This window comes from Vibrio sp. 779(2023) (assembly GCF_033344285.1).
Classification (GTDB): domain Bacteria; phylum Pseudomonadota; class Gammaproteobacteria; order Enterobacterales; family Vibrionaceae; genus Vibrio; species Vibrio alginolyticus.
Genome location: NZ_JAWPOM010000006.1, coordinates 186,169 through 210,781, shown reverse-complemented (window position 1 = coordinate 210,781; position 24,613 = coordinate 186,169). Strand labels below are relative to the sequence as shown.

Genomic DNA, 24,613 nt, shown 5'->3' with positions numbered 1-24,613 from the left:
TCATCGGCTGTTTTTGGGTGTGATCCAAGACTTGTTTTGAAACTAAATTTCGTAACTGTGTGGAAAGTTTGAGGGTCATCAATATATATTTAGAGCCGGAAAATATAATGCAGTTGTGGTTACATTTTCATTGGGTGCTAACCTTTAGGCTACGGGGGTGTGCCGTTAGTGCCCAAATAATACTTATAAATTTATCAGGAGCATAAACATGTTTAAGAACCTTTTTGCTAACCTGCAAAAAGTTGGTAAGGCTCTGATGCTTCCAGTATCAGTTTTACCAGTTGCAGGTATTTTATTAGGTGTGGGTGCTGCCCATCTAAGCTTTATTCCAGAGATCGTTTCTAATCTTATGGAACAAGCTGGTGGTTCAGTATTCGGCCAAATGGCACTTCTATTTGCAGTAGGTGTAGCTCTAGGCTTCACTAACAACGACGGTGTTGCAGGTCTTGCAGCTATCGTTGGTTACGGCATCATGACGGCAACGCTAGGTGTAATGGCGGGCGTTATGGGTGTTGAGAAAATCGATACAGGTGTACTAGGTGGTATCCTTGTCGGTGGTGTGGCTGCTTGGGCATTCAACCGTTTCTTCAAAATCCAACTTCCAGAGTACCTTGGCTTCTTCGCTGGTAAGCGCGCAGTGCCAATCATCACTGGTTTTGCTGCGATCATCCTAGGTGTTATCCTTTCTGTTATCTGGCCACCAATTGGCGGTGCAATTTCTGCATTCTCTGATTGGGCTGCACACCAAAACCCACAGCTAGCATTCGGTATCTACGGTGTTGTTGAACGTTCTCTAATCCCATTCGGTCTACACCACGTATGGAACGTACCGTTCTTCTTCGAAGCAGGTTCTTGTGTTAACGCTGCCGGTGAAGCTCAAAATGGTGTACTAACTTGTTACCTAGTTGCTGATGAAGCATCTCGTGCTGCTGGTAATGGCTTCGGTCAGCTAGCGGGTGGTTACATGTTCAAGATGTTCGGTCTACCAGCTGCAGCAATCGCAATTGCTCATTGTGCTAAACCAGAAAACCGTGCAAAAGTAATGGGTATCATGGCGTCAGCTGCACTGACTTCATTCCTAACTGGTATTACTGAGCCAATCGAATTCTCATTCCTATTCGTTGCTCCACTACTATACGGTATCCACGCTCTACTAGCTGGTTCTGCATACATCGTTTCGAACACTCTAGGCTTTGTACACGGTACTTCTTTCTCTCACGGTCTGATCGACTTCCTAGTTCTATCTGGTAACGCTCAGAAGATGGTGCTAATGATTGCCGTTGGTCTAGTTTACGCAGTAATTTACTACGTAGTGTTCCGTGGTGTAATCACAGCGCTTGACCTAAAAACACCTGGCCGTGAAGATGAAACGGAAAGTGCAGCTGTAACTTCTGGCTCTGATATGGGCGGTGAACTGGTTGCAGCGTTTGGCGGTAAAGCTAACATTACTGGTCTAGATGCATGTATCACACGTCTACGTGTAGCAGTTGCAGATACAGCTGCTGTTGACCAAGACAAGCTAAAACAACTAGGCGCTGCTGGTGTTGTAGTTGTAGCTGGTGGTGTACAGGCTATCTTCGGTACTAAGTCTGATAACCTAAAAACTGAAATGGATGAGTGGATTCGTAACCACGGTTAATCGCAGTCATTCATAGTAATGCATAAAAGGAGGCTTCGGCCTCCTTTTTTAGTTCCTATTTTATTAACTGACAGTTCCTTTTTTAGTGTGATCCTAAACTCATCTTTACTTTTGTCAGCTTTTTCATACATCGAGCTTACCCATCGTTGACATATTGATACGCAATTATGTTTGAATAGCGAATAATGTTTTTTTGAATAATTGATAACGTGTATGAAGAACAAATTCATTTTATTTTTGGGACTAGTTTCTAGTACGGCAATGGCGGCAAGCGAACCAACGGATCTATCAGTTGGTATGGCTGTCGATCAACAATTAAGTGTTGTTGTAGAGTTAGATAACAAATATCGTGGCATTATCGGAAACGATGGTATGGCGTTTGATTACATCGCTAAGCGTGGAACATTCGATCAAAACATGCCTGTGACTTGGTATGTCGGCGTTGGTGGCTGGTATGAATGGGATGACGAGTTTGGTGTGAGAGTACCACTTGGCGTGAACTGGGATTTATCACGCGGCTGGGACCTTTATGGTCAAATACACCCAGAGCTAGATCTTTACAAAGGTGCTGACTTGCAACTTGGCGGCGCCGTTGGCATCAAGTACAGTTTCTAGAATAAAAGAAACATAAAAAAACGCCGGTAAATACCGGCGTTTTTTGTTTGGAATGCAATACTGTTATTGTTTATCCATGGCTCGCTTGATGCAAACGGCAGCGCCGCCCCAAGTGATACCTAAACCAATAACCATCATAATAATTGCGCTGATTGTCATTTTGCTGTCTCCTTGCGGTTCACTGCGTTGATCACTAGACCAAAGATAAAGAGTGCGGCGATAAGTGCCCAGCCTAAAGTTAGATCATAGCCACCGTAGCCTTCAGTAATTAGGGCGTATAGCTTGGTCGCTAAGATAATGGCGAGCATGATTGGTGTAACGAAGCGTAAGCAGATCTCGAACCATTGACCAACAGAGAAATCAGAGCGCTCGTTAACGTAATTACGTACTTCTGGCACGCGCTTCAATAGCCACGCCATCAAGACAATCTCAACCAGACCACCAACCATGATGCCAACGTTGTTTGCAAAGTGGTCTACTAGATCGAGTAGCAGCAGACCGCCATTGGTAGCAAACGCCATAGAGACAACGAAGCCAATACCAATCACAACATTTGCAGCTTTTTTACGGCTCCACTTCAGCTTGTCGATAATGGCTGAAGTTACGGCTTCCATAATTGAAATATGCGAACTTAGACCAGCAACCACCAGTGCAAAGAAGAACAGTGGACCAAGAATATATGGGGCAGGTAGTAGGTTAATTGCCGCAGGTAAAGTAACAAAAGCCAAGCCAACGCCTGCAGATACCACCTCTGTTAACGGCTTACCTTGCTCTTGAGCCATGTAACCCAATACTGAGAAGATCATGATGCCGGCTAGGATCGAGAAGCCACAGTTGATCAACACGGTCATAAACGCGTTATTCGTTATGTCCGACTTTTCTGGTAGGTAGCTAGAGTAAGCTAGCATGATGGCGAAGCCGATACTTAACGTAAAGAAGATCTGACCATATGCCGCTGCCCATACTTTAACATCCCAAATTTTGCTGAAATCGGGTTCGAACATGTAGTTCACGCCATCTAGAGCTCCTGGCAAGAAAATCATACGTCCGATTAAGAAAATCACCATCAAGAATAGGATTGGCATCATAATTTTAGATGCTCGTTCAATTCCTGATTTCACGCCTTTGGCAATGGCGGTGTAAGTAATTGCCCAAGCAATTACCATGGATAAAGCAATCTTCCATTGAATACTGCCTAAGTCTGTTGGTGAGTTGTCACCTAGCTTTAGGTATTCACTAAAGAAAAATGCGTTGGTATCGGTTCCCCAACCTTGAGTGAACGACAACCCAAAGTAAGAAATCGACCAACCGATAACAGCCACATAGTAAACGGCAATAACTGCAGCCACACCAACTTGGAACCAGCCAAGCCATTCAAATTTAGAATGAATTTTCGCAAGTGTTTTTGGTGCCGAGCCTCGGTATTTTTGTCCCATACTGAACTCAAGGATCATAAATGGAATACCGGCAGTGATCATGGCAAAAATGTAAGGAATAAAAAATGCGCCGCCACCGTTTTCATAGGCCATGTATGGGAAACGCCAAATGTTTCCCAAACCGATAGCAGACCCAACTGCTGCTAAGATGAATCCCGCCCGGGATCCCCATTGTTCTCGCTTCATATTTGACTCCTATAAGACTCCCTGAGGAATGAAGCTCTCTACGTAACACAGTAATAATTGCGCAAACAGTTGGAAGAAAGGACCGCTGTTATCCATCAGCTTTTCTATCCTTAATTCTAACTTCTTATAATTTTATAGAGCTATATTCTGGCTACTGTAAGAGAAAGTAGATTATTAATCTTAAAATTTTGATGTGTGTTTGATAAAACTGAAATATTTATCTGTTTTCACTGATCAGACTAACTTCTAATAATACTTAGCGCAATAGAATCTAAATGTTAATTCAGATGCGTTGTCTGGTTTTAATCTTGTTAAATTTGAGTTTGATTGTGGTTTTGTGTGGGTGGTTGGTTGTTTGTCTGGAATAAATGACTGGGATCTAATAATTGCTTTGGTGTTTAAGACTATTTTTATGAATTAGGGCGTACGGCTATCTTTTGTGCACCTATCTAGATGATGCTTCGTTACTTTGCCAAACAATGGTGTTTAGACGATGTCCTTTATCGGCTCTGTGCAGGACTCGTTCAGCGTTCTTTGTGACGAGTCCTGCAAAGGAACATGCATAAAAATTAGAAGCGGAAACTAAAACCGACATTTGATTGGAATTGGTTCATCCAATCAGTATCGAACTTAATGATACAGTTTGAGCCGTCATTAGGTAGATTGCAGGCGCCAGATGTATCGTTATCAACGACCGTTCCTAACCATCTCAGTTGGGCTGTTAATGCAAAGTTCTTTGAAAATTCATATTCCAGCCCTGCAAAAGCGCTAGCCGAAAATCCGTATTTTTTGTCTACCCAATCCACATCGGCATAAGAAGCGCCCAAACCTACACCGATATAGGTTTGCCAATTTTCTGCGACAGGATAGTACATGCTGCTTTGGAAGTGCAGATAATGGATATCTGCTGAGTTGGACAGCTTTTCAAGTTCCGTCGATTGATTGGAGTAAAACAATCCGATCCTTCCTTTTTCTAAGGGAGTCTCGACTGAAAGAGCGTAGTTCACTGCGGGGTCGAGATCGTATGTATTACCACTTTCATCCTCTACTTGGCCGCCTCCTGTATAGCCTATGTATGGTGTAACGATGATATTCGCTTGTGCATTGATAGCAGTACTCATCATCATGATTCCTACTAGCCAGCTGAGTTTTTGGTTCATGCCCTATCTCCTTATTATGACTAAGCTAATTGTGATGGGTTAGTCAAAATTGCGCGACTAAATTAAGCAAATCTTGAACATATTTCACACCGGTGTTATTAATTTGTTACATATTAAGGAGGTGTTTATGGAACACGATCTAAAATCCGCATTAATCATTGTGGTGACTGTTTTTGCAGTGCTTTTGTCATTTGGCATCATTGCTATTACAACAGCTTAAGATAACCACTTTTACCAAACGTTTTAACAAAATGGCGTGAGCCTATGATACGTAACAGCGGTATAATCACAGAAAGCCATGCAGAGCTTAATGTAAAAGTTTATGAGCACTTTAGGCATGGTAAAACTGCTTTAGTCACGCAAGGTGGAGGGCAGAGAGGGATTTTTACCGCTGGCGTTTTAGACGCCTTTTTACTTTCCAACTTCGATCCTTTCGATGAATTCTATGGCACCTCTGCCGGAGCACTTAACTTATGTTCTTACTTGTGTCGTCAACATGGCATGGGCAAAGCTTTTATTACCGAGCTGACAACGTCTCCTGAATTTTTTAATCTGTTTCGCTATATCCGAAAGCAGCAGTACTTAGGTTTAGAGTGGGCATTAGAACGGATTCAAGATTTCCCATACAAGCTTGACCTTGATTTAGGTCGTAGTGCATTGGGAAAACGAGGAGCGTTTGCTGCGGTAACGAATATAGAGACGCTATCAGATCAATATCTACCAATCTTGGATGACTCGTGGTTTAACACTATGCTAGCGACATGTGCGATTCCCAAGTTGTACCACGGACCTGTCGACGTAAATGGCAATAAGTTTGTTGATGGCGGCGTGTCTGCCTCTATCCCTGTTCAAGAAGCGTGGCGTCAGAATGCTCGCAACATTATTGTCATTCGCACAGAGCCGTTTTCAGAGATTGAAGCGAGAGCCCAAAGTGAAGTGGGGGATGTGCCTGTCGAATGGTATCGAGAGTCTATCAACTCAGTACAGCAATCATGGCAGCAAAAAGTGAATCAGTGGAAGCTGGATTGGGCGTCGTTCTTCCAACAAAAAATTAATGCAGCACATCAATCGAAGCTTGCAGGGAAAATGCTGTTAAATGGAGGTCGTTGGTTGTTCGGTGCCGATAACTTGTATCGTTTAAGTCATCTGATTGGTGAGAATTTTGATTCAGGTTTAGCCGACATGCTGATGATTCATTATCAAACATTTGAGCTCACTCAGGCCTTTATATCTGCTCCACCTGACGACACTTTTATTTTACAAGTTGCGCCTAAAGAGGGACTTCGTTCTTCTTCTTTGTTAAGTGACCAAGAGTCACTAGAGCATGACTATCAACTTGGGCTTCAAGCTGGGTTTAACCTAGTTCAACTCTATGACCAGCTGGATGTTGAAATTGATGGTAGAGAGAGTGCATAAACCTTCTTACGTTCACGATGTGCGCAATATACAAAGCATATAAATAAGGCTCCATTTTCGGAGCCTTATTTGCGGGTTCTTGTGGTTAACTCCGGTTAGGTATAACTACTACGCTTGTAGAATGCGCATGCAGTTGGTTGAGCCAACAACATCCATTACATCGCCTTGAGTAATAATGACTAAATCACCTTTGTGCAAGAACCCTTGCTCTTTAAGGCTAGTAATAGCTGCTTGAGCCGTTGGTAAACCCGCATCACTTTTTGACTCGAAATATACAGGTGTCACGCCTCGGTATAATGCTGCTCGATTTAGTGTCGATTCATTCCGTGATAAGGCAAATATTGGCAAGCCAGAGCTTAAGCGAGACATCATCAACGCAGTCCTGCCGGACTCAGTTAATGAGATCATCGCTTTAATTCCTTCCATGTGATTCGCAGAGTACATGGTTGCCATTGCGATGGTTTCTTCAGCGGTTTCGAAGGTTCTATCTAAGCGATAAGTAGATAGACTTGCCTCCGACATTTTTTCTGCCCCCACACATACTTCGGCCATGGATTTGACCGTTTCTACAGGATATTTACCTGCAGCAGTCTCTCCAGACAGCATCACCGCGTCAGTGCCGTCTAGAACCGCATTGGCCACATCCATCACTTCAGCACGCGTTGGCATTGGGCTAGTAATCATGGACTCCATCATTTGTGTCGCAGTAATCACGATACGGTTTAAACTGCGTGCGCGGCGAATCAGTTTTTTCTGGACACCTATGAGCTCAGGGTCACCGATTTCTACACCAAGGTCACCACGTGCAACCATCACTACATCGGATGCGAAAATAATGTCGTCAATAGACTCATTGGTCGCGACGGTTTCTGCTCGTTCGACTTTAGCCACTAACATGGCTTCAAGGCCTGCATCTCTGGCTAAGCGTCGAGCGTAATGCATGTCTTCGCCGTTACGCGGGAATGAAATAGCAAGGTAGTCTACTTGAATTGCTGCGGCGGTAAGAATGTCGGCTTTATCTTTCTCTGTGAGCGCATCCGCTGACAATCCGCCGCCTTTTTTGTTGATCCCTTTATTGTTGGACAGTGGACCACCGACAATCACACGGGTATGAACTTTATTACCCTCTACTGTAGTAACTTGCAGCTGAACGCGTCCATCATCGAGTAATAAAATGTCATTTGGTGAAACATCTTGCGGCAGTTCTTTATAATCTAACCCTACAGATTCTTGATTGCCTTCACCTTTTGGTAAATCACTATCTAATGTGAATTTATCGCCCACATTCAAAATGACTTGGCCGTCTTTAAACGTTGATACACGGATTTTAGGGCCTTGTAAGTCACCAAGAATTGCAACCTGACGCCCAAGTCTTGCTGCAATGGTACGGACTTTGTTCGCACGTTGAATGTGGTCTTCACTGGTTCCATGTGAAAAATTCATACGGACAACGTTTGCACCGGCTTTGATGATCTCCTCAAGTATATTGTCCTTATCCGTTGAAGGACCCAGCGTAGTGACAATTTTTGTTCGTCTTAATTTGGAAGTCATAGATTCTCCGATGAATGTGTGTGTAAAGGTAACTTGAACTCTATCCTTACTTTACGCAATCGCTCTCAAGGTTAGCCTCGCTTAGCCCACACCTTAAAGCTACTTGAATATAAGTATATGCACAGAATGTTTATATTAAGAGTAACCCCGGTAAAACAGACAGATATTCGACAGGCAATGGCCTTATTGATAAAAATGCGCTGCTTTAAAGGCACTACTTCATAATTTAGTGAATAAAAATAAGTTATTTTTCAAACAATTTAACAGGAGTAGATTCTTCGTTATTTGATTGAATACACAAACAAACAGGTTTATACGTGATGCTTGTCACGGGGATTTATTAATTCACTTCACAATTAGTTCGCAAAGTAAAAAAATTGTCCCGTTATAGAATTTCGGAGTGCAAGATGTACATGGCTCAACCGGGCCATATTGATCATATCAAACAGGTCAATGCTGGTCGTGTATATAAACTAATTGACCTAAAAGGTCCTATTTCTCGAATTGATTTGTCCAAGCAGAGTGAGCTTGCTCCTGCTAGTATCACCAAAATCACTCGAGAATTAATTGAAGCGCACTTGATTCATGAAACGACAGTACAAGAAGCGACGAGTCGTGGTCGACCTGCTGTCGGTTTGCAGGTCAATAATGAAGGCTGGCAATTTTTGTCAATGCGTTTGGGGCGAGGTTATTTAACCATTGCTTTGCATGAGTTAGGCGGTGATGTACTGATCGATACTAAAATCGAGATACACGAGCTTGATCAAGACGATGTGCTTGAGCGCCTGCTTTACGAAATTGATGAATTCTTTCAGACTTACGCGGATCAACTTGATCGGGTTACCAGTATTGCCCTTACGCTGCCTGGTCTCGTGAACTCAGAGCAAGGTGTCGTTTTGCAGATGCCTCATTACAATGTCGAAAATCTTGCTCTTGGACCAGAGATATACAAAGCAACAGGCTTGCCAGTTTTCATTGCCAATGACACGCGAGCTTGGGCATTAGCAGAAAAGCTTTTTGGTCATTCTCAAGATAATGACAACTCCGTTCTTATCTCTATCCACCACGGTTTAGGTGCGGGCATCATTCTGGATGGGCGCGTTTTGCAAGGCCGTCACGGTAACATTGGTGAACTCGGGCATATTCAAATTGACCCAAATGGAAAACGTTGTCATTGCGGCAATATTGGCTGTTTGGAAACCGTTGCCAGTTCTCAAGCAATTCGTGAAGAAGTCGTAAGACGAATCGCTGATGGCGAAGACTCTATTCTTGCTAAACAAGAAGAAATGAGTATTGAGAGCATTTGTGAAGCCGCTGCAAACGGTGATCCTTTGGCCGTCGATGTGATTGAAAAACTTGGACGCTACTTAGGCTCTGCAATTGCTATTGTGATCAACTTATTTAACCCTGAGAAAATCTTGATCGGTGGTGTGATTAACCAAGCAAAAGATGTGCTTTATCCTGCGGTTCGTCGCTGTATCGAAGAGCAGAGTTTACCTGTTTATCACCAAGATCTTGAGCTGGTGGAGTCTCGTTTCTATAAGCAAGCCACAATGCCTGGTGCCGCGTTGATTAAGCAAGCGTTGTACGATGGTCAACTATTGATGAAGGTTGTGGAAGGTTAAGTACTTTTTAACATGATGATGTGCCTAGCTGTTGAGACTGCATTTGTAGGTGATTTAGGGTGAGACTTAACGGCTCACCCTTTTTGATCGCCTATTACTAGAAAGGGAATTTGAGTTATGTTGCATTGCTATATCTGCGCCATTCATGTAATTTCCTAAAAAGCTCAAGTAAATAAACAAAATGGCTTTCAATGTGCTGCGTGACTTTGCGTCTGATGCAAAGAGAAGTAATACGCTAAAACTGTTGTACTTTAAAGCTGTGCTCGAAAAGCCAAATATTTTAAGGTTATTTGGTTATATAACCTTGCTGTGTCTGTACTGATTTCGAGTAAAATAAGAATTATCCATAATTTAGGTAGTAGTATGTCCGGAGTGTTAAATACGGTTGACCAGCGTACAAACTTGGTTGGTGAAAATCGACTAGAGCTTCTGCTGTTCACTTTAAATAGTCGCCAATTATTTGCGATTAATGTGTTCAAAGTGAAAGAAGTCATCAAGCTTCCACCGTTAACCAAGCTCCCTGGATCGCACTACAATATTCGTGGGGTTGCTTCTCTACGAGGTGAAGCGGTACCAGTGATTGATTTACGAGGCGCAATTGGTTTTCCTGCTTTGCGTGGCGAAGCGGAAGAAGAAAATTTGATCGTGACAGAGTACAACCGCACGGTGCAGGGCTTCTTAGTCGGTCCGGTTAAAAACATTATTAATACGGCATGGACTGAAATTCAGCCGCCTCCTTCCACGTCTGGTCGCTCGAATTACCTCACGGCTATCACGCAAATCAAAGAGGGGGATGCCTCTCAAATTGTCGAAATTATTGACGTTGAAAAAGTTTTAGCAGAGATTGTACATTACGACGTGACTATCTCGGAGGACATTCTCGATCAAGAATTGGCCCAAGCAATGGTCGGGCGTAATGTTCTGATTGTAGATGATTCCTCTACAGCTCGTAATCAAGTTCGCGATACGCTTTCTCAATTGGGTATGAATATCATCGAGTGTCGTGACGGGCTAGAAGCGTTAACGGTTTTAAAACGTTGGTGTGATGAAGGTAAAGATGTAGAAAAAGAGCTGTTGATGATGATTACGGATGCTGAAATGCCTGAAATGGACGGTTATAAACTGACCCATGAAGTGCGCCAAGATCCACGTATGTCTAAGTTGTTTATCACATTGAACACTTCTCTGAGCGGTAGTTTTAATGAAGCCATGGTACAAAAAGTAGGCTGTGATCGCTTTATATCTAAATTCCAACCGGATCTGCTGGTTGAAGTTGCTCAAGACCGATTACGCCAGATGCTTTCTAAAAGTGCATGATTAGATCTAGTGAAATCAGAGGGAGCGCACCTCTCTCTGATTTTTAACATCTCTCTCCTTAATTCCTCTGTACTAATGGAAATCCCGAGATTTACTTTGTAGATTGTTCAAGTAGTGCGTGCAATCAATCAACTTGCCAGCAATAACGTGCGTGACTTCTCCCTCTCTTTCAAGAATGCCTTTCACCATTAATACTTTAGCGCCTAAATACGCTTGCTTTTGGGCTCGTGCTGTCGCTTGCCAAACGACCACATTAATGTTGCCCGTGTCATCTTCTAGCGTAAAAAATGTCACGCCAGCGGCGGTGCCTGGAGATTGTCTTCCTGTTACCACGCCTACCACTGTGACCAGTGACTTATGCGGCTTCTCTGCCAGTTGCATCATGCGAGTAAAGTGAGGGAGTTTGCCCGTTTCTTCTAATAATTTAATTGGATGGCGGCTAAGAGATAGTCCCGTGCTTGCGTAATCCTCAATTAAATTTTCATATTCAGAGGGTTGAGTCTGGTAGCTAACATTGGGTTCTTCGACCTTGTGAAACAATGGTAGGTCAGATAAGGAATCCATTGCTGCCCAGCGAGCGTTATAACGATTCCCCGATAAGGCCTGAAATGCATTGGCTGAAGCCAATAATTCAATGTCACTTCGGCTTCTTAATATCTGCTTTACTTCTTGAATCGTTCGGTAACCATTAAGTGGTTTGCGCTCAATAAGCCTTTGTGCGCTTTCTGCGTTAAAGCCTTTCACCAAGCGAAAACCAAGTTGCACGCCGAGCCTGCCATTCGGACGTGAGACGAGATGATGCTGATATTTTGAATGATTGACGCACACCGGCAATACTTCGATGCCATGTCGGCGAGCATCTTGTACTAATTGCGATGGGCTATAAAATCCCATTGGTTGGCTGTTCAACAATGCAGTGTAAAATTCGGCTGGGTAATAATATTTTAACCATGCAGAACAATATGCCAGCACTGCGAAAGACGCTGAATGACTTTCAGGGAAGCCGTACTCACCAAAGCCGCAAATCTGATCGAAAATGCGCTCAGCAAACGCTAAGTCATAGCCTCTCTCTTGCATACCATTGATCAGTTTTGGTCTGAATTTAGCGAGATCGCCATTCTTTTTCCATGATGCCATCGCTCGACGGAGTTGATCGGCCTCGCCGCCGCTAAACCCTGCGGCTACCATGGCTAGCTTGATGACTTGCTCTTGGAAAATAGGGACGCCCATAGTCCGCTCCAGAACGCTTTTTACTTCTTCCGATGGATAACTGACAGGCTCTTTGTGATCTCGTCGTTTTAAAAAAGGATGCACCATATCACCCTGAATAGGGCCTGGACGAACAATTGCAATTTGAATCACTAAGTCGTAATAACAAGCAGGCTTTAGGCGAGGAAGCATGCTCATTTGTGCACGAGATTCAATTTGGAATACGCCTATCGTGTCAGCTTTTTGGATCATGCGGTACACGAGTGGATCATCTTGTCGGCGAGTGATCTCGGAAATCGAGAGGGATCGCTGGTGATGTTTCTCGACCAGTTGAAAGCACTTTTTGATGGCGTTTAACATGCCGAGTGCGAGTACATCGACTTTTAGTAGCTTCAAGCTTTCTAAATCGTCTTTATCCCATTGAATGATAGTGCGCTCTTCCATCGAGGCATTTTCAACAGGTACCAACTCATATAAAGGGCCAGATGAAATTACAAAGCCACCTACGTGCTGAGATAAATGGCGTGGGAAGCCAATGATCTCGTTGACCAATTGGATGAACTGCTGCCCTTTGAGAGATTCTGGTTGTAAGCCAAGTTCAATAATTTGAGCTTGCCAGCCTTGGCTGCGATCTCGGCGATTAACGTTCTTAATGAAAAAATCTAATTGGGTCTCTTCAATCCCTAGTGCTTTACCGACTTCACGCACGGCACTTTTAAAGCGATAGCTGATCACTGTTGCAGCAAGTGCTGCACGCTCACGGCCATATTTTTTGTAAATATACTGGATAACTTCTTCACGGCGCTCGTGTTCAAAGTCCACATCAATATCCGGCGGTTCCTTACGTTCTTTACTGATAAATCGTTCGAATAAGACAGCGATTTGTCGAGGATCGACGGCGGTAATTTCCAGGCAATAACACACCACAGAGTTTGCAGCGGAACCTCGCCCTTGGTAAAGAATGCCTTGCTGTTTCGCGAACATTACGATGTCGTGAATAGTAAGGAAGTAGTAGTGGTATTTCAGCTCTTGAATAAGCGCCAGTTCATTCTCGATGGTTTGATTGACTTCTGCTGGCACGCCTTCAGGAAAACGCAGCCTTTTACCACGTTCGACCAACATACGTAAGTAAGAGTCGGGTGTATAACCATCTGGGATCAGCTCGGTAGGATATTCGTATCTTAAATCGGAGAGCTTAAACTCGCATAAATCGGCGATGTAAGTACTTTCTTCCAGCCATTCTGGTTTGTAAATCCGAATCAACTTTTTAAAAGGACGAAGCGCTCGCTCAGTATTCGAAATACGGTCAAAACCGAGTTTATCGACGCTACACCCATGCTTTATAGCAGTAAGTACATGCTGTAATGGCAAGCGTTCAACATCATGCATGAGAACGCCTCCGCAGGCAGTTATAGGTAATTGAAATTCATGTGCTAACTGCTCGCAGTGCGCAATGTACTCAGTATCGTTGTTACTCAAATGGCGCTGAATCGCTACCCACAAACGATTAGCGTGGTGTTGATTGAGCCAGCACCCCCAATAGTGATCACTCTCTTGATGTGTGGGCAGCCACAATACCAAACAATGTCGAACTGACATCAAATCCCATTCGAACAGTTGATAGTTGCCTTTTTCACTGCGTCTCCTTGCGTTTGTGATGATACGACACAACTCGGCATAAGCCTTGCGACAAGGGCAAAGCAGTACGATTTGGCATTCATCATTTAACCAAAACATACTTCCAACGATTTGTTTGATATCGAGTTTATGTTGTTCGATGGTCGCATGGGCTTTGACAACGCCCGCGACTGAACATTCATCCGTTATAGCTAGAGCTTGATAGCGATAGAAAGCAGCTTGGAGTACCAGCTCTTCTGCATGAGAAGCCCCAGTCAAAAAAGAGAAGTTAGACTGACAAAATAGTTCCGCGTAACTCATAATGACCCAACAAAAATAACTGTCGATTTAACAAAAATAGCCATGAAGAAACCAGTGCTTGTGCTGATCGCGAAATATCCATAACCAGCGGCCTTGCTTGGTGTGTGCAATGTAGTAATCACGCATGATCTCATCACCATCCCACCACCCAGAAACTATTCGCTCAGGTCCGTGGACCAAAGAAACTTGCTCTTGCAATACAATGGGAGTCGGTAATTGCATTGCTGGGCGTAGTATGGATGGTATGGCGTGCCCCTTTTCATCCGGAGCATCAGCAGGGCGATACTGACTGGCCTTTTCTGGTCTAGGATCGCAAGCAATATTGGGTTTTAAAACAGCACTTTTTCCCAATTTAGCTTGCAGTAAAGAGAGCAGCTCTAAAGCATTCATGTTTCCTTTCTGCCCAGCAAAGAGATCGCGTGATGCACTAAGAGGCTCACCTTGACGGATGACTTTTAACGTTAGCCCTGTGACTGGGCCATTAAGCGAGAGTGATTCTAAGCTTAAACTCGCTAACTGTTGCCAACGCTGACATAGGTAATCACCTTGCGCAGAAGTGAGTTGAAGGTGTTGCTCTTGTTTCTCACGCTGGTGGAGTGTTAAACACAGTTCAAAAGCGACCTTATCTCTTAATTTAAGAAAGGTTTCGAGTTGACGAAGTAATTTGGCCAACGGCTTTTCAATCCACTGAACGTTTTCGATCTCAAACAACAGCTCTAAATAAACTTGGAAGGATTCGGTAGGGTGATAAAAGTCGACAGGGTGTTTAAACTGCCCAGTCAGTCGACCAACGTAGTTCACCAAATCGATATCAAAGCGTCGTGCGATGTCTTGCAATGGCAGTTCAAGCAGGTTTTGCAATGTGGTGACGCCTACACGTTGTAACTTCTCTACGGTAGCGTTTGATAAATCTGTCAGTTTTAACGGTAGTGGTGATAAAGCTTTTTGTATGGCAGATTTGTCTTCACTGATGACGTTCGCTCCTGATATTGCCATCAATTTGGCAGCAAAAGGCGAAAAACCACATCCGAATTGAAAACTCAGTTTCAGCTCCGATAAGTGAGCTCTGACTTTATTCCAATAGTTTTCAAGCCCTTCATACAGAGCGAGCATTGGAGTAGCACGCAGTAAAATACCTTGGTTTGGCATCAACACAACGTCAGATGTGATCAAATACAACCACTGAGCTACCTCTTGTAATTTATTTAATTCGGTTTGTGGATGATAAGGATGCACTTGTAAATCTCGACACAAGGACGCAGCACTGCCTAAGCCCATACCAGGCTTAATGCCTTGTTGTTCGGCAATCTCGTTGTATTGAAGAATCTGGCAACGTTGGCTTTCGACAATCACTACGGGTTGTTCTTGGTTATCACCAAAGAGTGCGTCTAGCTGCAGGCGAGGGAAGTGCAAGTAAATCCACAGAGACATATCACTAACCTTGGTTCGCCAGTGGGAAATTGACCACAGTCGAGTGCACAGTTTCAGATGATGGTTTCACCAGTTGCGGGTAATGGTGTTGGAATCCGATACTAACGCTACCTCTATTCCAGCCTCCTTTCCTTTTCAGCACTTTAACATGAATCCCTTGCTCGTCGCCTTTCAGTTTTAAACTGAGTGACACAGGTAAAGACAAGCGGTTGATAGTATCTGTTTTAAGCATAAAGAGAGGGCAACTCCCTTGTTCACTTGCTACCTGTAAGCGTTTCACTTGATGTATTTCAAGCTCTTCTTGCCATAACAAAACATTACTGCATACCCCACTTTTCAGACATTGCTCTGCAGCCCAAAGAGCATCTTTGGGGTGAGTTGGAGTAACAACCCACACTTGGTTTATATCCAACCCGATGTAGTGTAAAAACAGAGAATTCACTAGCGCAGGTGGTTGAATAAATGCGGTCATACCATTGGTCTGAGTGGCTTTTAAATAGGGAGCGAGCAAACGCAATTCACCAATACTACCAATAGATTCCATCTCCACTACGCCATGAGGTGGAAAGCCTCCGCCGAGCAAATCATCTAATTCAGAAAAACCGGAACTAGTCTGCAACTGCTGAGGATCTGCTTTCGTTAAATTTGCTTGCCAAACAAGGTGTTGGCTTTTTAAGTTCTGAATAATATCTTGCATAATAAATACCTGTATATATATACAGTATATTTCTGTGGGAGAAAGTCGCAAGATTTTTATGAAGAGAGAAATGAAAAAAGGCAGCGTTTGCTGCCTTTTCAATCGATTATGTGAGGTAACCTGAATGAGTTATTTACGCTTCGGTTGAGCGTCGATGCACTGACCGTTCACATCGGTAACCGCAGGATCCATTAAGTGCAAATATAGCGGCATGATATCCAGTGGCGTTTTGAGAGTATTCGCATCTTCACCCGGATATGCTTTTTCACGCATGCGAGTACGAGTGGCACCAGGGTTAATTGCGTTAACGCGGATCGGTGTATCACTCAGCTCGTCAGCCAAAACTTGCATCATGCCTTCTACGGCAAATTTAGAGATAGCGTATGGCCCCCAGAATGCGCGGCCAGAGTGGCCGACGGTTGAAGAGGTAAAGATAATACGCCCAGCTTCTGATTTACGCATCACAGGCAGTAGTGCTTGAGTCATTAGCACTTCGGCTTTCACGTTGATCTGCATGATATCGTCGAAGTCTTCCTCTTTGATTTGATCAAATGGACACAGCGAACTCAAGACACCTGCGTTGTGTAATAGACCATCCAAGCGACCAAACTGTCCTTCGATTGTCTCTGCCATATCAATGTAATTCTGCTGAGTTGCGCCCTTGAGATCCAATGGAATGATAGCTGCTTGTGGATAGCCAGCAGCTTCAATCTCATCATAGATAGATTCAAGGTTTTGCACATTTCTACCCAAGAGAATAACAGTTGCACCGTGCTCTGCATAAGAAAGCGCGGCTTGACGGCCGATGCCATTACCAGCGCCAGTAACAAGAATGACTTTACTTTTTAGAGCATCAGCTGAAACGGAGTAGTTCACGGCGATAAATCCTTATTATTGTAAGAGGGTCCATGATAGTTAATTGACGCTAAAAAACGCCTGTTTCTCAATGGAAAATCTTGGTAATCGTGACAAGATGGTTACAATACACCAATTCATGTGTTATACCAATTCCAGAACTTTCGTTAGGTATGCTATCAATCAGAACAAGTGGTTACAAACCGCGCTGCCTTCTCGCTGATGTTTCTGCGTAACATACTAACGTCATCTGAAATGAGATAAAGGAGCTCTCGTTGGAATTTTTATTAGATTATGGTCTGTTTCTGGCCAAAATTATCACGGTGGTTGCTGCGATAATTGTTCTGCTCATTATTGCAAAATCGGCTGGTGGCAAATCGGGTGCGGCGAAAGGGGAGTTAGAGATTACCAACCTTTCAGAGCAACACAAACAATCTGTTGAGCAGTTAGAGCATCATTTGCATGACGATGCTTTCATCAAGGCTCGAGATAAAGCCGTCAAGAAAGAAGAAAAAGAGAAGAACAAATCTCGCGAGAAAGAAATCAAACAAGCGAGCAAAGACGGTTCATTAGATAGCAAGCGTGAACCACACCTATTTGTTCTTGATTTCAACGGTAGCATAGACGCAAAAGAAGTCGCGTCTCTACGTGAAGAAATCACCGCTATTTTGGCTGTCGCACGTGAAGGTGATGAAGTGTTACTTCGCTTAGAGTCTGGCGGTGGTATGGTTCATGGTTACGGCCTTGCCTCTTCTCAACTGGACCGAATCAAAGCTGCGGGTCTTCCTCTGACCATCTCTGTTGACAAAGTTGCGGCAAGTGGCGGTTACATGATGGCATGTGTAGCAGATAAAATTGTTTCTGCACCATTTGCAATTGTGGGTTCTATTGGCGTTATCGCACAGATTCCTAACTTCAACAAACTGTTGAAGAAACATGACATTGAGTACGAACAACTAACAGCGGGTGAATATAAACGCACGCTAACGATGTTCGGTGAGAATACCGATAAAGCGCGCGATAAGTTTAAGCAAGAACTTGAAGAAACACATGTCTTGTTTAAAGACTTCATCCGTGAGCGTCGTCCTAGTTTGGACCTAGACAAAGTAGCCACTGGTGAGCACTGGTTCGGTACACAAGCGAAAGAGCTTGGTTTGGTGGATGACATTAGTACATCTGATGATATCGTTGTTGCAGCATGCAAAGATAAAACTGTACTTTCTGTGCATTATGTACAAAAGAAAAAACTGGCCGACAAGCTAGCAGGTGTGGCGGGTAAAGTCGCTGATAGTGTTATTTTAAAGTTAGCTGAGCGTGGTCAAAAGCCGATTGTTTAATCGAGCTTAAGTTCATGGCATTTAAAACGGCGAGGGCAGAAGCTCTCGCCGTTTTTGTTGAACTTTATGTTTATTGATGAATCCAATTACGCATTAGGTGTAATGCTTTACACGACATTTTTCCTCGCTCCAAAGACTGATTACCCGTATAATGTGCGCCTCGAAAACCGAGCAAATTGCTGAAAAGAAACTATTGGTGGAGAAGAACATGTCCTCTCAAACTCCGGTTGTAACCGTAGATGGACCTAGTGGTGCAGGTAAAGGCACTTTATGTATGTTGCTGGCGAAAAAGTTGGGTTTCCAACTCTTAGATTCTGGCGCAATTTATCGTGTACTTGCACTCGCTGCGATTCACCACGGTGTCGACACCGAGTCAGAAGATGCTCTTGTCCCACTAGCAACACACCTAGACGTTCAATTTATCGCGGAAGGTGACTTAGTTAAGGTCATTCTAGAAGGCGAAGACGTGTCAGGGGAGCTTCGTAAAGAAGAAACGGGTATGGCAGCATCTAAAGTTGCGGCTTTGCCACGTGTTCGTGAAGCATTACTACGTCGTCAGCGTGCATTTGAGACCGCTCCGGGTCTGGTTGCTGATGGTCGTGATATGGGCACAATTGTATTCCCGAGTGCGCAAGCAAAAATCTTCCTTGATGCGAGTGCTGAAGAGCGTGCAAATCGACGCCTTAAACAGTTGCAAGAGAAAGGGTTAGATGTTAGATTTGCTGACCTTTTAAGCGAGATCCAAGAGCGTGACGACCGAGATCGTAACCGCCCAGTGGCGCCATTACGCCCTGCTGAGGATGCGCTTGTGCTAGATTCTACGTCGATGACTATCGACGAAGTAGTAGAAAAGGCACTACAATATATCGAATCGAAGCTAGCTGAGTAATAATACTCGACTAGGCTAAGAGCGTTGGTCGCAAGGATGATGACTGGCGAATTTAATAACCCCATGCGGTAGGATACCCGTGGAAGTTTAATTTATTGAAGATTAATTAAATGACTGAATCTTTTGCTCAACTCTTTGAAGAGTTTCTAAACGAAACAGAATTCCAACAAGGCAGCATCGTTAAAGGTACTGTAGTAGCTATCGAGAACGGTTTCGTTCTTGTTGACGCTGGTCTTAAGTCTGAATCTGCTATCCCTGCTGAACAGTTCAAGAACGCTGCTGGCGAACTTGAAGTTGAAGTTGGCGCTGAAGTAGACGTAGCTCTAGACGCTGTTGAAGATGGTTTCGGTGAAACTCAACTTTCTCGTGAGAAAGCTAAGCGTCACGAAGCTTGGATCGTACTTGAGAAAGCTTACGAAGAAGCTGAAACTGTTGTTGGTATCATCAACGGTAAAGTTAAAGGCGGTTTCACTGTTGAACTAAACGGTATCCGTGCTTTCCTTCCTGGCTCTCTAGTAGACGTACGTCCAATCCGCGACACTGCTCACCTAGAAAACAAAGAGCTAGAGTTCAAAGTTATCAAACTTGACCAAAAACGTAACAACGTAGTTGTTTCACGTCGTGCAGTTATCGAATCAGAGAACAGCGTTGAGCGTGACGAGCTTCTAGAAACTCTACAAGAAGGTTCTGAAGTTAAAGGTATCGTTAAGAACCTTACTGACTACGGTGCGTTCGTTGACCTAGGTGGCGTTGACGGTCTTCTACATATCACTGATATGGCTTGGAAGCGCGTTAAGCACCCATCTGAAATCGTTAACGTTGGTGACGAGATCCAAGTTAAAGTTCTTAAGTTCGACCGTGAGCGTACTCGCGTATCACTAGGTCTTAAGCAACTAGGCGAAGATCCATGGGTAGCAATCGCTAAGCGTTACCCAGAAGGTCACAAACTAACTGGTCGCGTAACTAACCTAACTGACTACGGCTGCTTCGTTGAAATCGAAGAAGGCGTTGAAGGTCTAGTTCACGTTTCAGAAATGGATTGGACTAACAAGAACATCCACCCTTCTAAAGTTGTTAATGTTGGCGACGAAGTTGAGGTTATGGTTCTTGAAATCGACGAAGAACGTCGTCGTATCTCTCTAGGTCTGAAACAGTGTAAAGCTAACCCATGGCAGTCATTCGCTGAAGCACAAGCTAAAGGCGACAAAGTTACTGGTAAGATCAAGTCTATCACTGACTTCGGTATCTTCATCGGTCTAGAAGGCGGCATCGATGGTCTAGTTCACCTATCTGACATTTCTTGGAATGTTGCTGGCGAAGAAGCTGTACGTGAGTACAAGAAAGGCGACGAGATCTCTGCAGTTGTTCTAGCAGTAGACGCTGAGCGTGAGCGCATCTCTCTAGGCATCAAGCAAATGGAAAATGACCCATTCAATGCTTACGTTGCTGACAACAAGAAAGGTGTTCTAGTTAACGCTACTGTAACTGCTGTTGACGCTAAAGGCGCTACTGTTGAAATCGCAGAAGGCGTTGAAGGTTACATCCGTGCTTCTGAAGTATCACGCGATCGCGTAGAAGATGCTTCTCTAATCCTAAGCGCTGGTGATGTTGTTGAAGCGAAGTTCACAGGTGTAGACCGTAAGAACCGCGTAATCAACCTATCTATCAAAGCTAAAGACGAAGCTGACGAGCAAGAAGCAATGGCATCTATCAACAAGCAAGATGACAATGCATTCGGTAACGCAATGGCTGACGCTTTCAAAGCTGCTAAAGGCGAATAATATACTCGCTTAAGCAAAAAAGGAGCCGCAAGGCTCCTTTTTTATATTTGGTCATATTTAAGTAGTAATACTAATGACAGTAAACTATCTTAATAAAAGGCATTTCTTCATTGCGCATTTTGCATAAAATTTGTCTAGAATTGTCAGCAAGTGTTTGTTGGAATTAGTATTACTTACTATAATAAGTGATAAAGATACTCAAAGAGGGCAACTATGACTAAGTCTGAACTGATTGAAAGACTCTGCGCTGAGCAAACACACTTATCAGCGAAAGAGGTAGAGGATGCTGTAAAAGATATTTTAGAGCACATGGCCTCTACACTAGAGAGCGGTGACCGTATCGAGATCCGTGGCTTTGGTAGTTTTTCTCTTCATTACCGCGAGCCTCGCGTAGGTCGTAACCCTAAAACGGGCGATAAAGTGGAATTGGAAGGTAAATACGTTCCACATTTCAAACCTGGTAAAGAACTTCGTGAGCGTGTAAATATTGGTTAATGCACTCTTATTAGTTTGAAAAAAGCGGCATACGTTTGTGTATGCCGCTTTTTTGTAATGTATCCAAGATCGTTTACTAATCTAATTGTGGATTCAGCTGTTTTCTTTGCTGCTTTCTATACCCAAATAACTTTAACTTCTAAGCATGTCTACAAACTAAGCATCTTGAGGTTACTTGGGTATAGATTATTGCTAATATACGTAGTCTGAAGAAGCATTTTCCTGCATAATCTTACCGACTTACTCCTAGAAGGGTGATGTAACATGAAAATTATAAAAATCGTTGCTGTTTTAGCTCTCTTTTTAATTGCATTGGCGTTAGGTTCCCAAAACCAAGAGCTCGTGACTTTTAACTATCTTCTAGCAAAAGGAGAGTTCCACTTATCTACGCTATTAGGTGTAGTATTTGTGGTTGGCTTTGCTTTAGCGTGGGTTATCTTTGGTAGCATCCAACTGAAAACTCAGCTACAGGTCCGTCGTTTAAAGAAAAAACTGAAAAAGTACGAACCAACTGAATCAAACAACGCTGCTGATAAGCCAGCCATTGAAAAACAGGCATAAGGATAAGGCTTAACTTTAATGCTTGAACTACTCTTCTTGTTGTTGCCTATAGCTGCTGCGTATGGCTGGTATATGGGGCATCGCAGCGCTCAGCAAGACAAGCAGAAGCAATCTCATCAAATCTCTCGTCAGTATATGACGGGTCTTAATCTGCTGCTCTCTGACCAATCAGATAAGGCTGTCGATCACTTTATTGAATTGCTCCAAGTTGATAACGAGACCATCGATACTCACCTTGCGTTGGGTAACCTGTTCCGGTCTCGTGGTGAAGTCGACCGCGCAATCAGAATTCACCAAAATCTTATTTCTCGTTCAGGCTTAACACTGGACCAAAAGAACCTCGCCCTTCAACAGTTAGCGAAAGACTACATGGTCTCAGGTTTTCTTGATCGTGCAGAGAAAATCTTCGAACAGTTAGTCGAAGAGCCAGATTACAAAGAGGCGGCTCTTCAACAATTAGTGACCATTTATCAGCAAACACGAGAATGGGAAAAGGCGATTTATTACGCGAACCAATTGGCTAAGTTAGGTAATAAACGCTCAAGGATGCGTGCAAATATTGCCCATTTTTGGTGTGAAATAGCCATGCTCGACCAAGCTGATGGGAATACTAATAAGGCAATACAGCATTTTAAAAAAGCGTTAGCGGAAGACCCGAAGTGTGTTCGAGCAAGTATTGCTTTGGGACGAATTTATCTAGAGTCTGAAGACTATAAGCACACCATCAAATATCTGACAGGGGTACTTGAGCAAGATAAAGACTTTATCAGTGATGTCTTGCCAACTATTGCAGAATGCTATCATCATCTGGGCCAGGAAGATGAACTTGTCGAGTTTCTGCGAGCTTGTATTGATAAGAAAGCAGGCGTATCAGCCGAGTTGATGTTGGCTCAATTAGTTGCTCATCACGAGAACGTTGGGGCTGCTCAAGAGTTACTGACGAAACAATTGCTGAAAAACCCAACCATGAAGGGCTTCTACCGTTTAATTGACTACCACATTGCAGAAGCAGAAGATGGTCGAGCGAAAGACAGCCTATCAACACTACAAGCGATGGTGGGTGAACAGTTAAAAGTGAAACCACATTACCGATGCCGGAAGTGTGGATTTTCTACCCATTCCCTTTATTGGCATTGTCCGTCCTGTAAAGGATGGGGGACGATCAAGCCAATCCGCGGATTGGATGGTGAATAATTCTTAATGCAGCTGGCAGAGTTTCTGTCCGCTGCATTTTTTTAACTTTTTATTTAATAAGAACCAAAACAGTTAGGAGATGAAATGATCGACCAAAAAGTTATTGTCGCACTGGATTATGATAACCAAGCAGATGCACTTGCGTTTGTAGATAGAATTGATCCTGCGTCATGCCGACTAAAAGTTGGCAAGGAGATGTTTACGCTATTTGGTCCTGATTTTGTACGTGAACTCCATAAACGTGGTTTCTCGGTATTCCTAGATTTAAAATTTCACGATATTCCAAACACCTGTTCGAAAGCAGTTCGCGCTGCGGCTGAAATGGGTGTATGGATGGTGAACGTACACGCGAGCGGTGGTGAGCGTATGATGACGGCATCACGTGAAATTCTTGAGCCATATGGTAAAGATCGTCCACTTCTTATCGGTGTAACGGTACTAACCAGTATGGAACAAAGTGATTTAGCTGGTATTGGTTTGAATGTTGCGCCTCAGGAGCAAGTGATTCGTCTAGCAACCTTGACCAAAAACGCAGGCTTAGATGGTGTGGTATGTTCAGCGCAAGAGTCCTCATTACTGAAGAGCGAACTAGGCCAAGAATTTAAGTTAGTGACCCCTGGTATTCGACCTGCTGGCTCAGAACAAGGTGACCAACGCCGTATCATGACGCCAGTAGACGCTATCCAATCAGGTTCAGATTATCTTGTGATTGGTCGCCCTATCACTCAAGCGTCAAATCCTGCAGAAGTGCTGAAGTCGATCAATGAGAGCTTATCTAACATGTAAGCACTGTCTCGATTGTATGGAGAAAAGTGAGGCTAAGATGCCTCACTTTTTGCATCGAATGAAAATACTGATCGCGGTAAACAACCATTCCTTTTAACCAGCTATGTCTGATCATTTACTCGCTTTAACTGGTATATCGGGGCCAATTGAGATAAAGGTTCTGCGGTTTATTCTGAGTAAAGTAGGGCTTGGTACTATGCCGATCACACTTTTGTAACATAACTCACTGTGATGCCTCGAAAATGCAACCATGTGTTATTGATGGCTTGCGTTACAAATGTCTAAAGAATACTATGGCGAAGATGCATTCACTGCGTTGTAAGGTCTAGGATGACCTAGTGAAACTCTTTGAAATTAATATAGAAGCTGGCAGGACGTCACTTCATATTACGTTCCTATTATTTCCTATCTGCGTATTTTAAATCGCAGCTTTCTGTGAGCTTTCACACGCTGTCTTCCTTGTTACGACCTTAGTGCGCAAACACAACAAGGAAG

General features: G+C 43.6%; 21 protein-coding genes. 13 read left to right on the top strand and 8 right to left on the bottom strand.

Annotated features, from left to right (window positions below; all coding sequences use genetic code 11):
• The first annotated feature begins 208 nt into the window (after positions 1 to 208).
• Together ptsG and R8O70_RS10530 are read left to right on the top strand one after the other, a co-directional pair.
• On the top strand, positions 209 to 1,639 hold the full coding sequence (gene ptsG / locus R8O70_RS10535; RefSeq protein ID WP_005372959.1) for a PTS glucose transporter subunit IIBC: 1,431 nt from the start codon (positions 209 to 211) through the stop codon (positions 1,637 to 1,639).
• A 213-nt stretch (positions 1,640 to 1,852) separates the two neighbouring features.
• Complete coding sequence (locus tag R8O70_RS10530) at positions 1,853 to 2,254, top strand: hypothetical protein (protein WP_053349624.1); 402 nt, start codon at positions 1,853 to 1,855, stop codon at positions 2,252 to 2,254.
• Positions 2,255 to 2,317: 63 nt separating this feature from the next.
• Here R8O70_RS10530 and R8O70_RS10525 read toward each other — a convergent pair whose 3' ends face one another.
• The 3 genes from R8O70_RS10525 to R8O70_RS10515 form a co-directional block, all read right to left on the bottom strand.
• Positions 2,318 to 2,413 (bottom strand): MetS family NSS transporter small subunit, encoded by a 96-nt coding sequence (locus R8O70_RS10525; RefSeq protein WP_005372963.1) that lies wholly within the window; start codon positions 2,411 to 2,413, stop codon positions 2,318 to 2,320.
• On the bottom strand, positions 2,410 to 3,876 hold the full coding sequence (locus R8O70_RS10520) for a sodium-dependent transporter (RefSeq protein WP_005372966.1): 1,467 nt from the start codon (positions 3,874 to 3,876) through the stop codon (positions 2,410 to 2,412). Before R8O70_RS10520 ends, R8O70_RS10525 begins: the two co-directional genes overlap by 4 nt.
• A gap of 569 nt (positions 3,877 to 4,445) precedes the next feature.
• Positions 4,446 to 5,036: an outer membrane protein gene (locus tag R8O70_RS10515; RefSeq protein ID WP_047103413.1), complete on the bottom strand. Its 591-nt coding sequence runs from the start codon at positions 5,034 to 5,036 to the stop codon at positions 4,446 to 4,448.
• Between the two features lie 127 nt (positions 5,037 to 5,163).
• On the opposite strand from R8O70_RS10515, the gene R8O70_RS10510 reads away from it, so the two are divergent.
• The gene (locus R8O70_RS10510; protein WP_005372970.1) at positions 5,164 to 5,256 is read left to right on the top strand and encodes a YnhF family membrane protein; all 93 of its coding nucleotides are present in this window, start codon (positions 5,164 to 5,166) and stop codon (positions 5,254 to 5,256) included.
• A 44-nt stretch (positions 5,257 to 5,300) separates the two neighbouring features.
• Positions 5,301 to 6,452, top strand: a complete 1,152-nt coding sequence (locus R8O70_RS10505; RefSeq protein WP_258624421.1) for a patatin family protein — start codon at positions 5,301 to 5,303, stop codon at positions 6,450 to 6,452.
• Between the two features lie 108 nt (positions 6,453 to 6,560).
• Here R8O70_RS10505 and pyk read toward each other — a convergent pair whose 3' ends face one another.
• The gene (pyk, locus tag R8O70_RS10500; protein ID WP_213912337.1) at positions 6,561 to 8,003 is read right to left on the bottom strand and encodes a pyruvate kinase; all 1,443 of its coding nucleotides are present in this window, start codon (positions 8,001 to 8,003) and stop codon (positions 6,561 to 6,563) included.
• A gap of 407 nt (positions 8,004 to 8,410) precedes the next feature.
• Between pyk and R8O70_RS10495 the strand changes: the two genes are divergently transcribed.
• Positions 8,411 to 9,628: an ROK family protein gene (locus R8O70_RS10495; RefSeq protein WP_005385828.1), complete on the top strand. Its 1,218-nt coding sequence runs from the start codon at positions 8,411 to 8,413 to the stop codon at positions 9,626 to 9,628.
• A gap of 363 nt (positions 9,629 to 9,991) precedes the next feature.
• Positions 9,992 to 10,945, top strand: a complete 954-nt coding sequence (locus R8O70_RS10490) for a chemotaxis protein CheV (protein WP_005372976.1) — start codon at positions 9,992 to 9,994, stop codon at positions 10,943 to 10,945.
• Between the two features lie 72 nt (positions 10,946 to 11,017).
• Here R8O70_RS10490 and R8O70_RS10485 read toward each other — a convergent pair whose 3' ends face one another.
• From R8O70_RS10485 to R8O70_RS10470, 4 genes are all read right to left on the bottom strand, one after another.
• A complete protein-coding gene (locus tag R8O70_RS10485; RefSeq protein ID WP_258624418.1) occupies positions 11,018 to 14,092 on the bottom strand; it encodes an error-prone DNA polymerase in 3,075 nt (1,024 codons plus the stop codon).
• 27 nt (positions 14,093 to 14,119) lie between these two features.
• On the bottom strand, positions 14,120 to 15,523 hold the full coding sequence (locus tag R8O70_RS10480) for a Y-family DNA polymerase (protein ID WP_154205157.1): 1,404 nt from the start codon (positions 15,521 to 15,523) through the stop codon (positions 14,120 to 14,122).
• 4 nt (positions 15,524 to 15,527) lie between these two features.
• Complete coding sequence (gene imuA, locus R8O70_RS10475) at positions 15,528 to 16,220, bottom strand: translesion DNA synthesis-associated protein ImuA (protein WP_258624417.1); 693 nt, start codon at positions 16,218 to 16,220, stop codon at positions 15,528 to 15,530.
• Positions 16,221 to 16,349: 129 nt separating this feature from the next.
• Positions 16,350 to 17,096 carry a YciK family oxidoreductase gene (locus R8O70_RS10470; protein ID WP_258624416.1) on the bottom strand — a complete coding sequence of 249 codons (747 nt, stop codon included), beginning with the start codon at positions 17,094 to 17,096 and terminating at the stop codon, positions 16,350 to 16,352.
• Between the two features lie 254 nt (positions 17,097 to 17,350).
• On the opposite strand from R8O70_RS10470, the gene sohB reads away from it, so the two are divergent.
• The 7 genes from sohB (at position 17,351) to pyrF (ending at position 24,118) form a co-directional block, all read left to right on the top strand.
• The gene (sohB, locus tag R8O70_RS10465; protein ID WP_005385819.1) at positions 17,351 to 18,412 is read left to right on the top strand and encodes a protease SohB; all 1,062 of its coding nucleotides are present in this window, start codon (positions 17,351 to 17,353) and stop codon (positions 18,410 to 18,412) included.
• A gap of 208 nt (positions 18,413 to 18,620) precedes the next feature.
• On the top strand, positions 18,621 to 19,301 hold the full coding sequence (gene cmk, locus R8O70_RS10460; protein ID WP_021033981.1) for a (d)CMP kinase: 681 nt from the start codon (positions 18,621 to 18,623) through the stop codon (positions 19,299 to 19,301).
• A gap of 110 nt (positions 19,302 to 19,411) precedes the next feature.
• Complete coding sequence (gene rpsA / locus R8O70_RS10455; protein ID WP_005385817.1) at positions 19,412 to 21,082, top strand: 30S ribosomal protein S1; 1,671 nt, start codon at positions 19,412 to 19,414, stop codon at positions 21,080 to 21,082.
• A 213-nt stretch (positions 21,083 to 21,295) separates the two neighbouring features.
• Positions 21,296 to 21,577: an integration host factor subunit beta gene (ihfB, locus tag R8O70_RS10450; RefSeq protein ID WP_005385816.1), complete on the top strand. Its 282-nt coding sequence runs from the start codon at positions 21,296 to 21,298 to the stop codon at positions 21,575 to 21,577.
• A 264-nt stretch (positions 21,578 to 21,841) separates the two neighbouring features.
• The gene (locus R8O70_RS10445) at positions 21,842 to 22,138 is read left to right on the top strand and encodes a LapA family protein (RefSeq protein WP_005376663.1); all 297 of its coding nucleotides are present in this window, start codon (positions 21,842 to 21,844) and stop codon (positions 22,136 to 22,138) included.
• 18 nt (positions 22,139 to 22,156) lie between these two features.
• The gene (lapB, locus tag R8O70_RS10440) at positions 22,157 to 23,332 is read left to right on the top strand and encodes a lipopolysaccharide assembly protein LapB (protein ID WP_005376665.1); all 1,176 of its coding nucleotides are present in this window, start codon (positions 22,157 to 22,159) and stop codon (positions 23,330 to 23,332) included.
• Between the two features lie 84 nt (positions 23,333 to 23,416).
• Entirely contained in the window at positions 23,417 to 24,118 is a 702-nt protein-coding gene (gene pyrF, locus R8O70_RS10435) for an orotidine-5'-phosphate decarboxylase (protein ID WP_005376667.1), read from the top strand.
• Positions 24,119 to 24,613: the final 495 nt, after the last annotated feature.

Bases quoted from the DNA above. Each gene is read 5' to 3' on its own strand.
- ptsG (WP_005372959.1), top strand. From the start codon at position 209: ATGTTTAAGAACCTTTTTGCTAACCTGCAAAAAGTTGGTAAGGCTCTG.
- R8O70_RS10530 (WP_053349624.1), top strand. From the start codon at position 1,853: ATGAAGAACAAATTCATTTTATTTTTGGGACTAGTTTCTAGTACGGCA.
- R8O70_RS10525 (WP_005372963.1), bottom strand. From the start codon at position 2,413: ATGACAATCAGCGCAATTATTATGATGGTTATTGGTTTAGGTATCACT.
- R8O70_RS10520 (WP_005372966.1), bottom strand. From the start codon at position 3,876: ATGAAGCGAGAACAATGGGGATCCCGGGCGGGATTCATCTTAGCAGCA.
- R8O70_RS10515 (WP_047103413.1), bottom strand. From the start codon at position 5,036: ATGAACCAAAAACTCAGCTGGCTAGTAGGAATCATGATGATGAGTACT.
- R8O70_RS10510 (WP_005372970.1), top strand. From the start codon at position 5,164: ATGGAACACGATCTAAAATCCGCATTAATCATTGTGGTGACTGTTTTT.
- R8O70_RS10505 (WP_258624421.1), top strand. From the start codon at position 5,301: ATGATACGTAACAGCGGTATAATCACAGAAAGCCATGCAGAGCTTAAT.
- pyk (WP_213912337.1), bottom strand. From the start codon at position 8,003: ATGACTTCCAAATTAAGACGAACAAAAATTGTCACTACGCTGGGTCCT.
- R8O70_RS10495 (WP_005385828.1), top strand. From the start codon at position 8,411: ATGTACATGGCTCAACCGGGCCATATTGATCATATCAAACAGGTCAAT.
- R8O70_RS10490 (WP_005372976.1), top strand. From the start codon at position 9,992: ATGTCCGGAGTGTTAAATACGGTTGACCAGCGTACAAACTTGGTTGGT.
- R8O70_RS10485 (WP_258624418.1), bottom strand. From the start codon at position 14,092: ATGAGTTACGCGGAACTATTTTGTCAGTCTAACTTCTCTTTTTTGACT.
- R8O70_RS10480 (WP_154205157.1), bottom strand. From the start codon at position 15,523: ATGTCTCTGTGGATTTACTTGCACTTCCCTCGCCTGCAGCTAGACGCA.
- imuA (WP_258624417.1), bottom strand. From the start codon at position 16,220: ATGCAAGATATTATTCAGAACTTAAAAAGCCAACACCTTGTTTGGCAA.
- cmk (WP_021033981.1), top strand. From the start codon at position 18,621: ATGTCCTCTCAAACTCCGGTTGTAACCGTAGATGGACCTAGTGGTGCA.
- rpsA (WP_005385817.1), top strand. From the start codon at position 19,412: ATGACTGAATCTTTTGCTCAACTCTTTGAAGAGTTTCTAAACGAAACA.
- ihfB (WP_005385816.1), top strand. From the start codon at position 21,296: ATGACTAAGTCTGAACTGATTGAAAGACTCTGCGCTGAGCAAACACAC.
- R8O70_RS10445 (WP_005376663.1), top strand. From the start codon at position 21,842: ATGAAAATTATAAAAATCGTTGCTGTTTTAGCTCTCTTTTTAATTGCA.
- lapB (WP_005376665.1), top strand. From the start codon at position 22,157: ATGCTTGAACTACTCTTCTTGTTGTTGCCTATAGCTGCTGCGTATGGC.
- pyrF (WP_005376667.1), top strand. From the start codon at position 23,417: ATGATCGACCAAAAAGTTATTGTCGCACTGGATTATGATAACCAAGCA.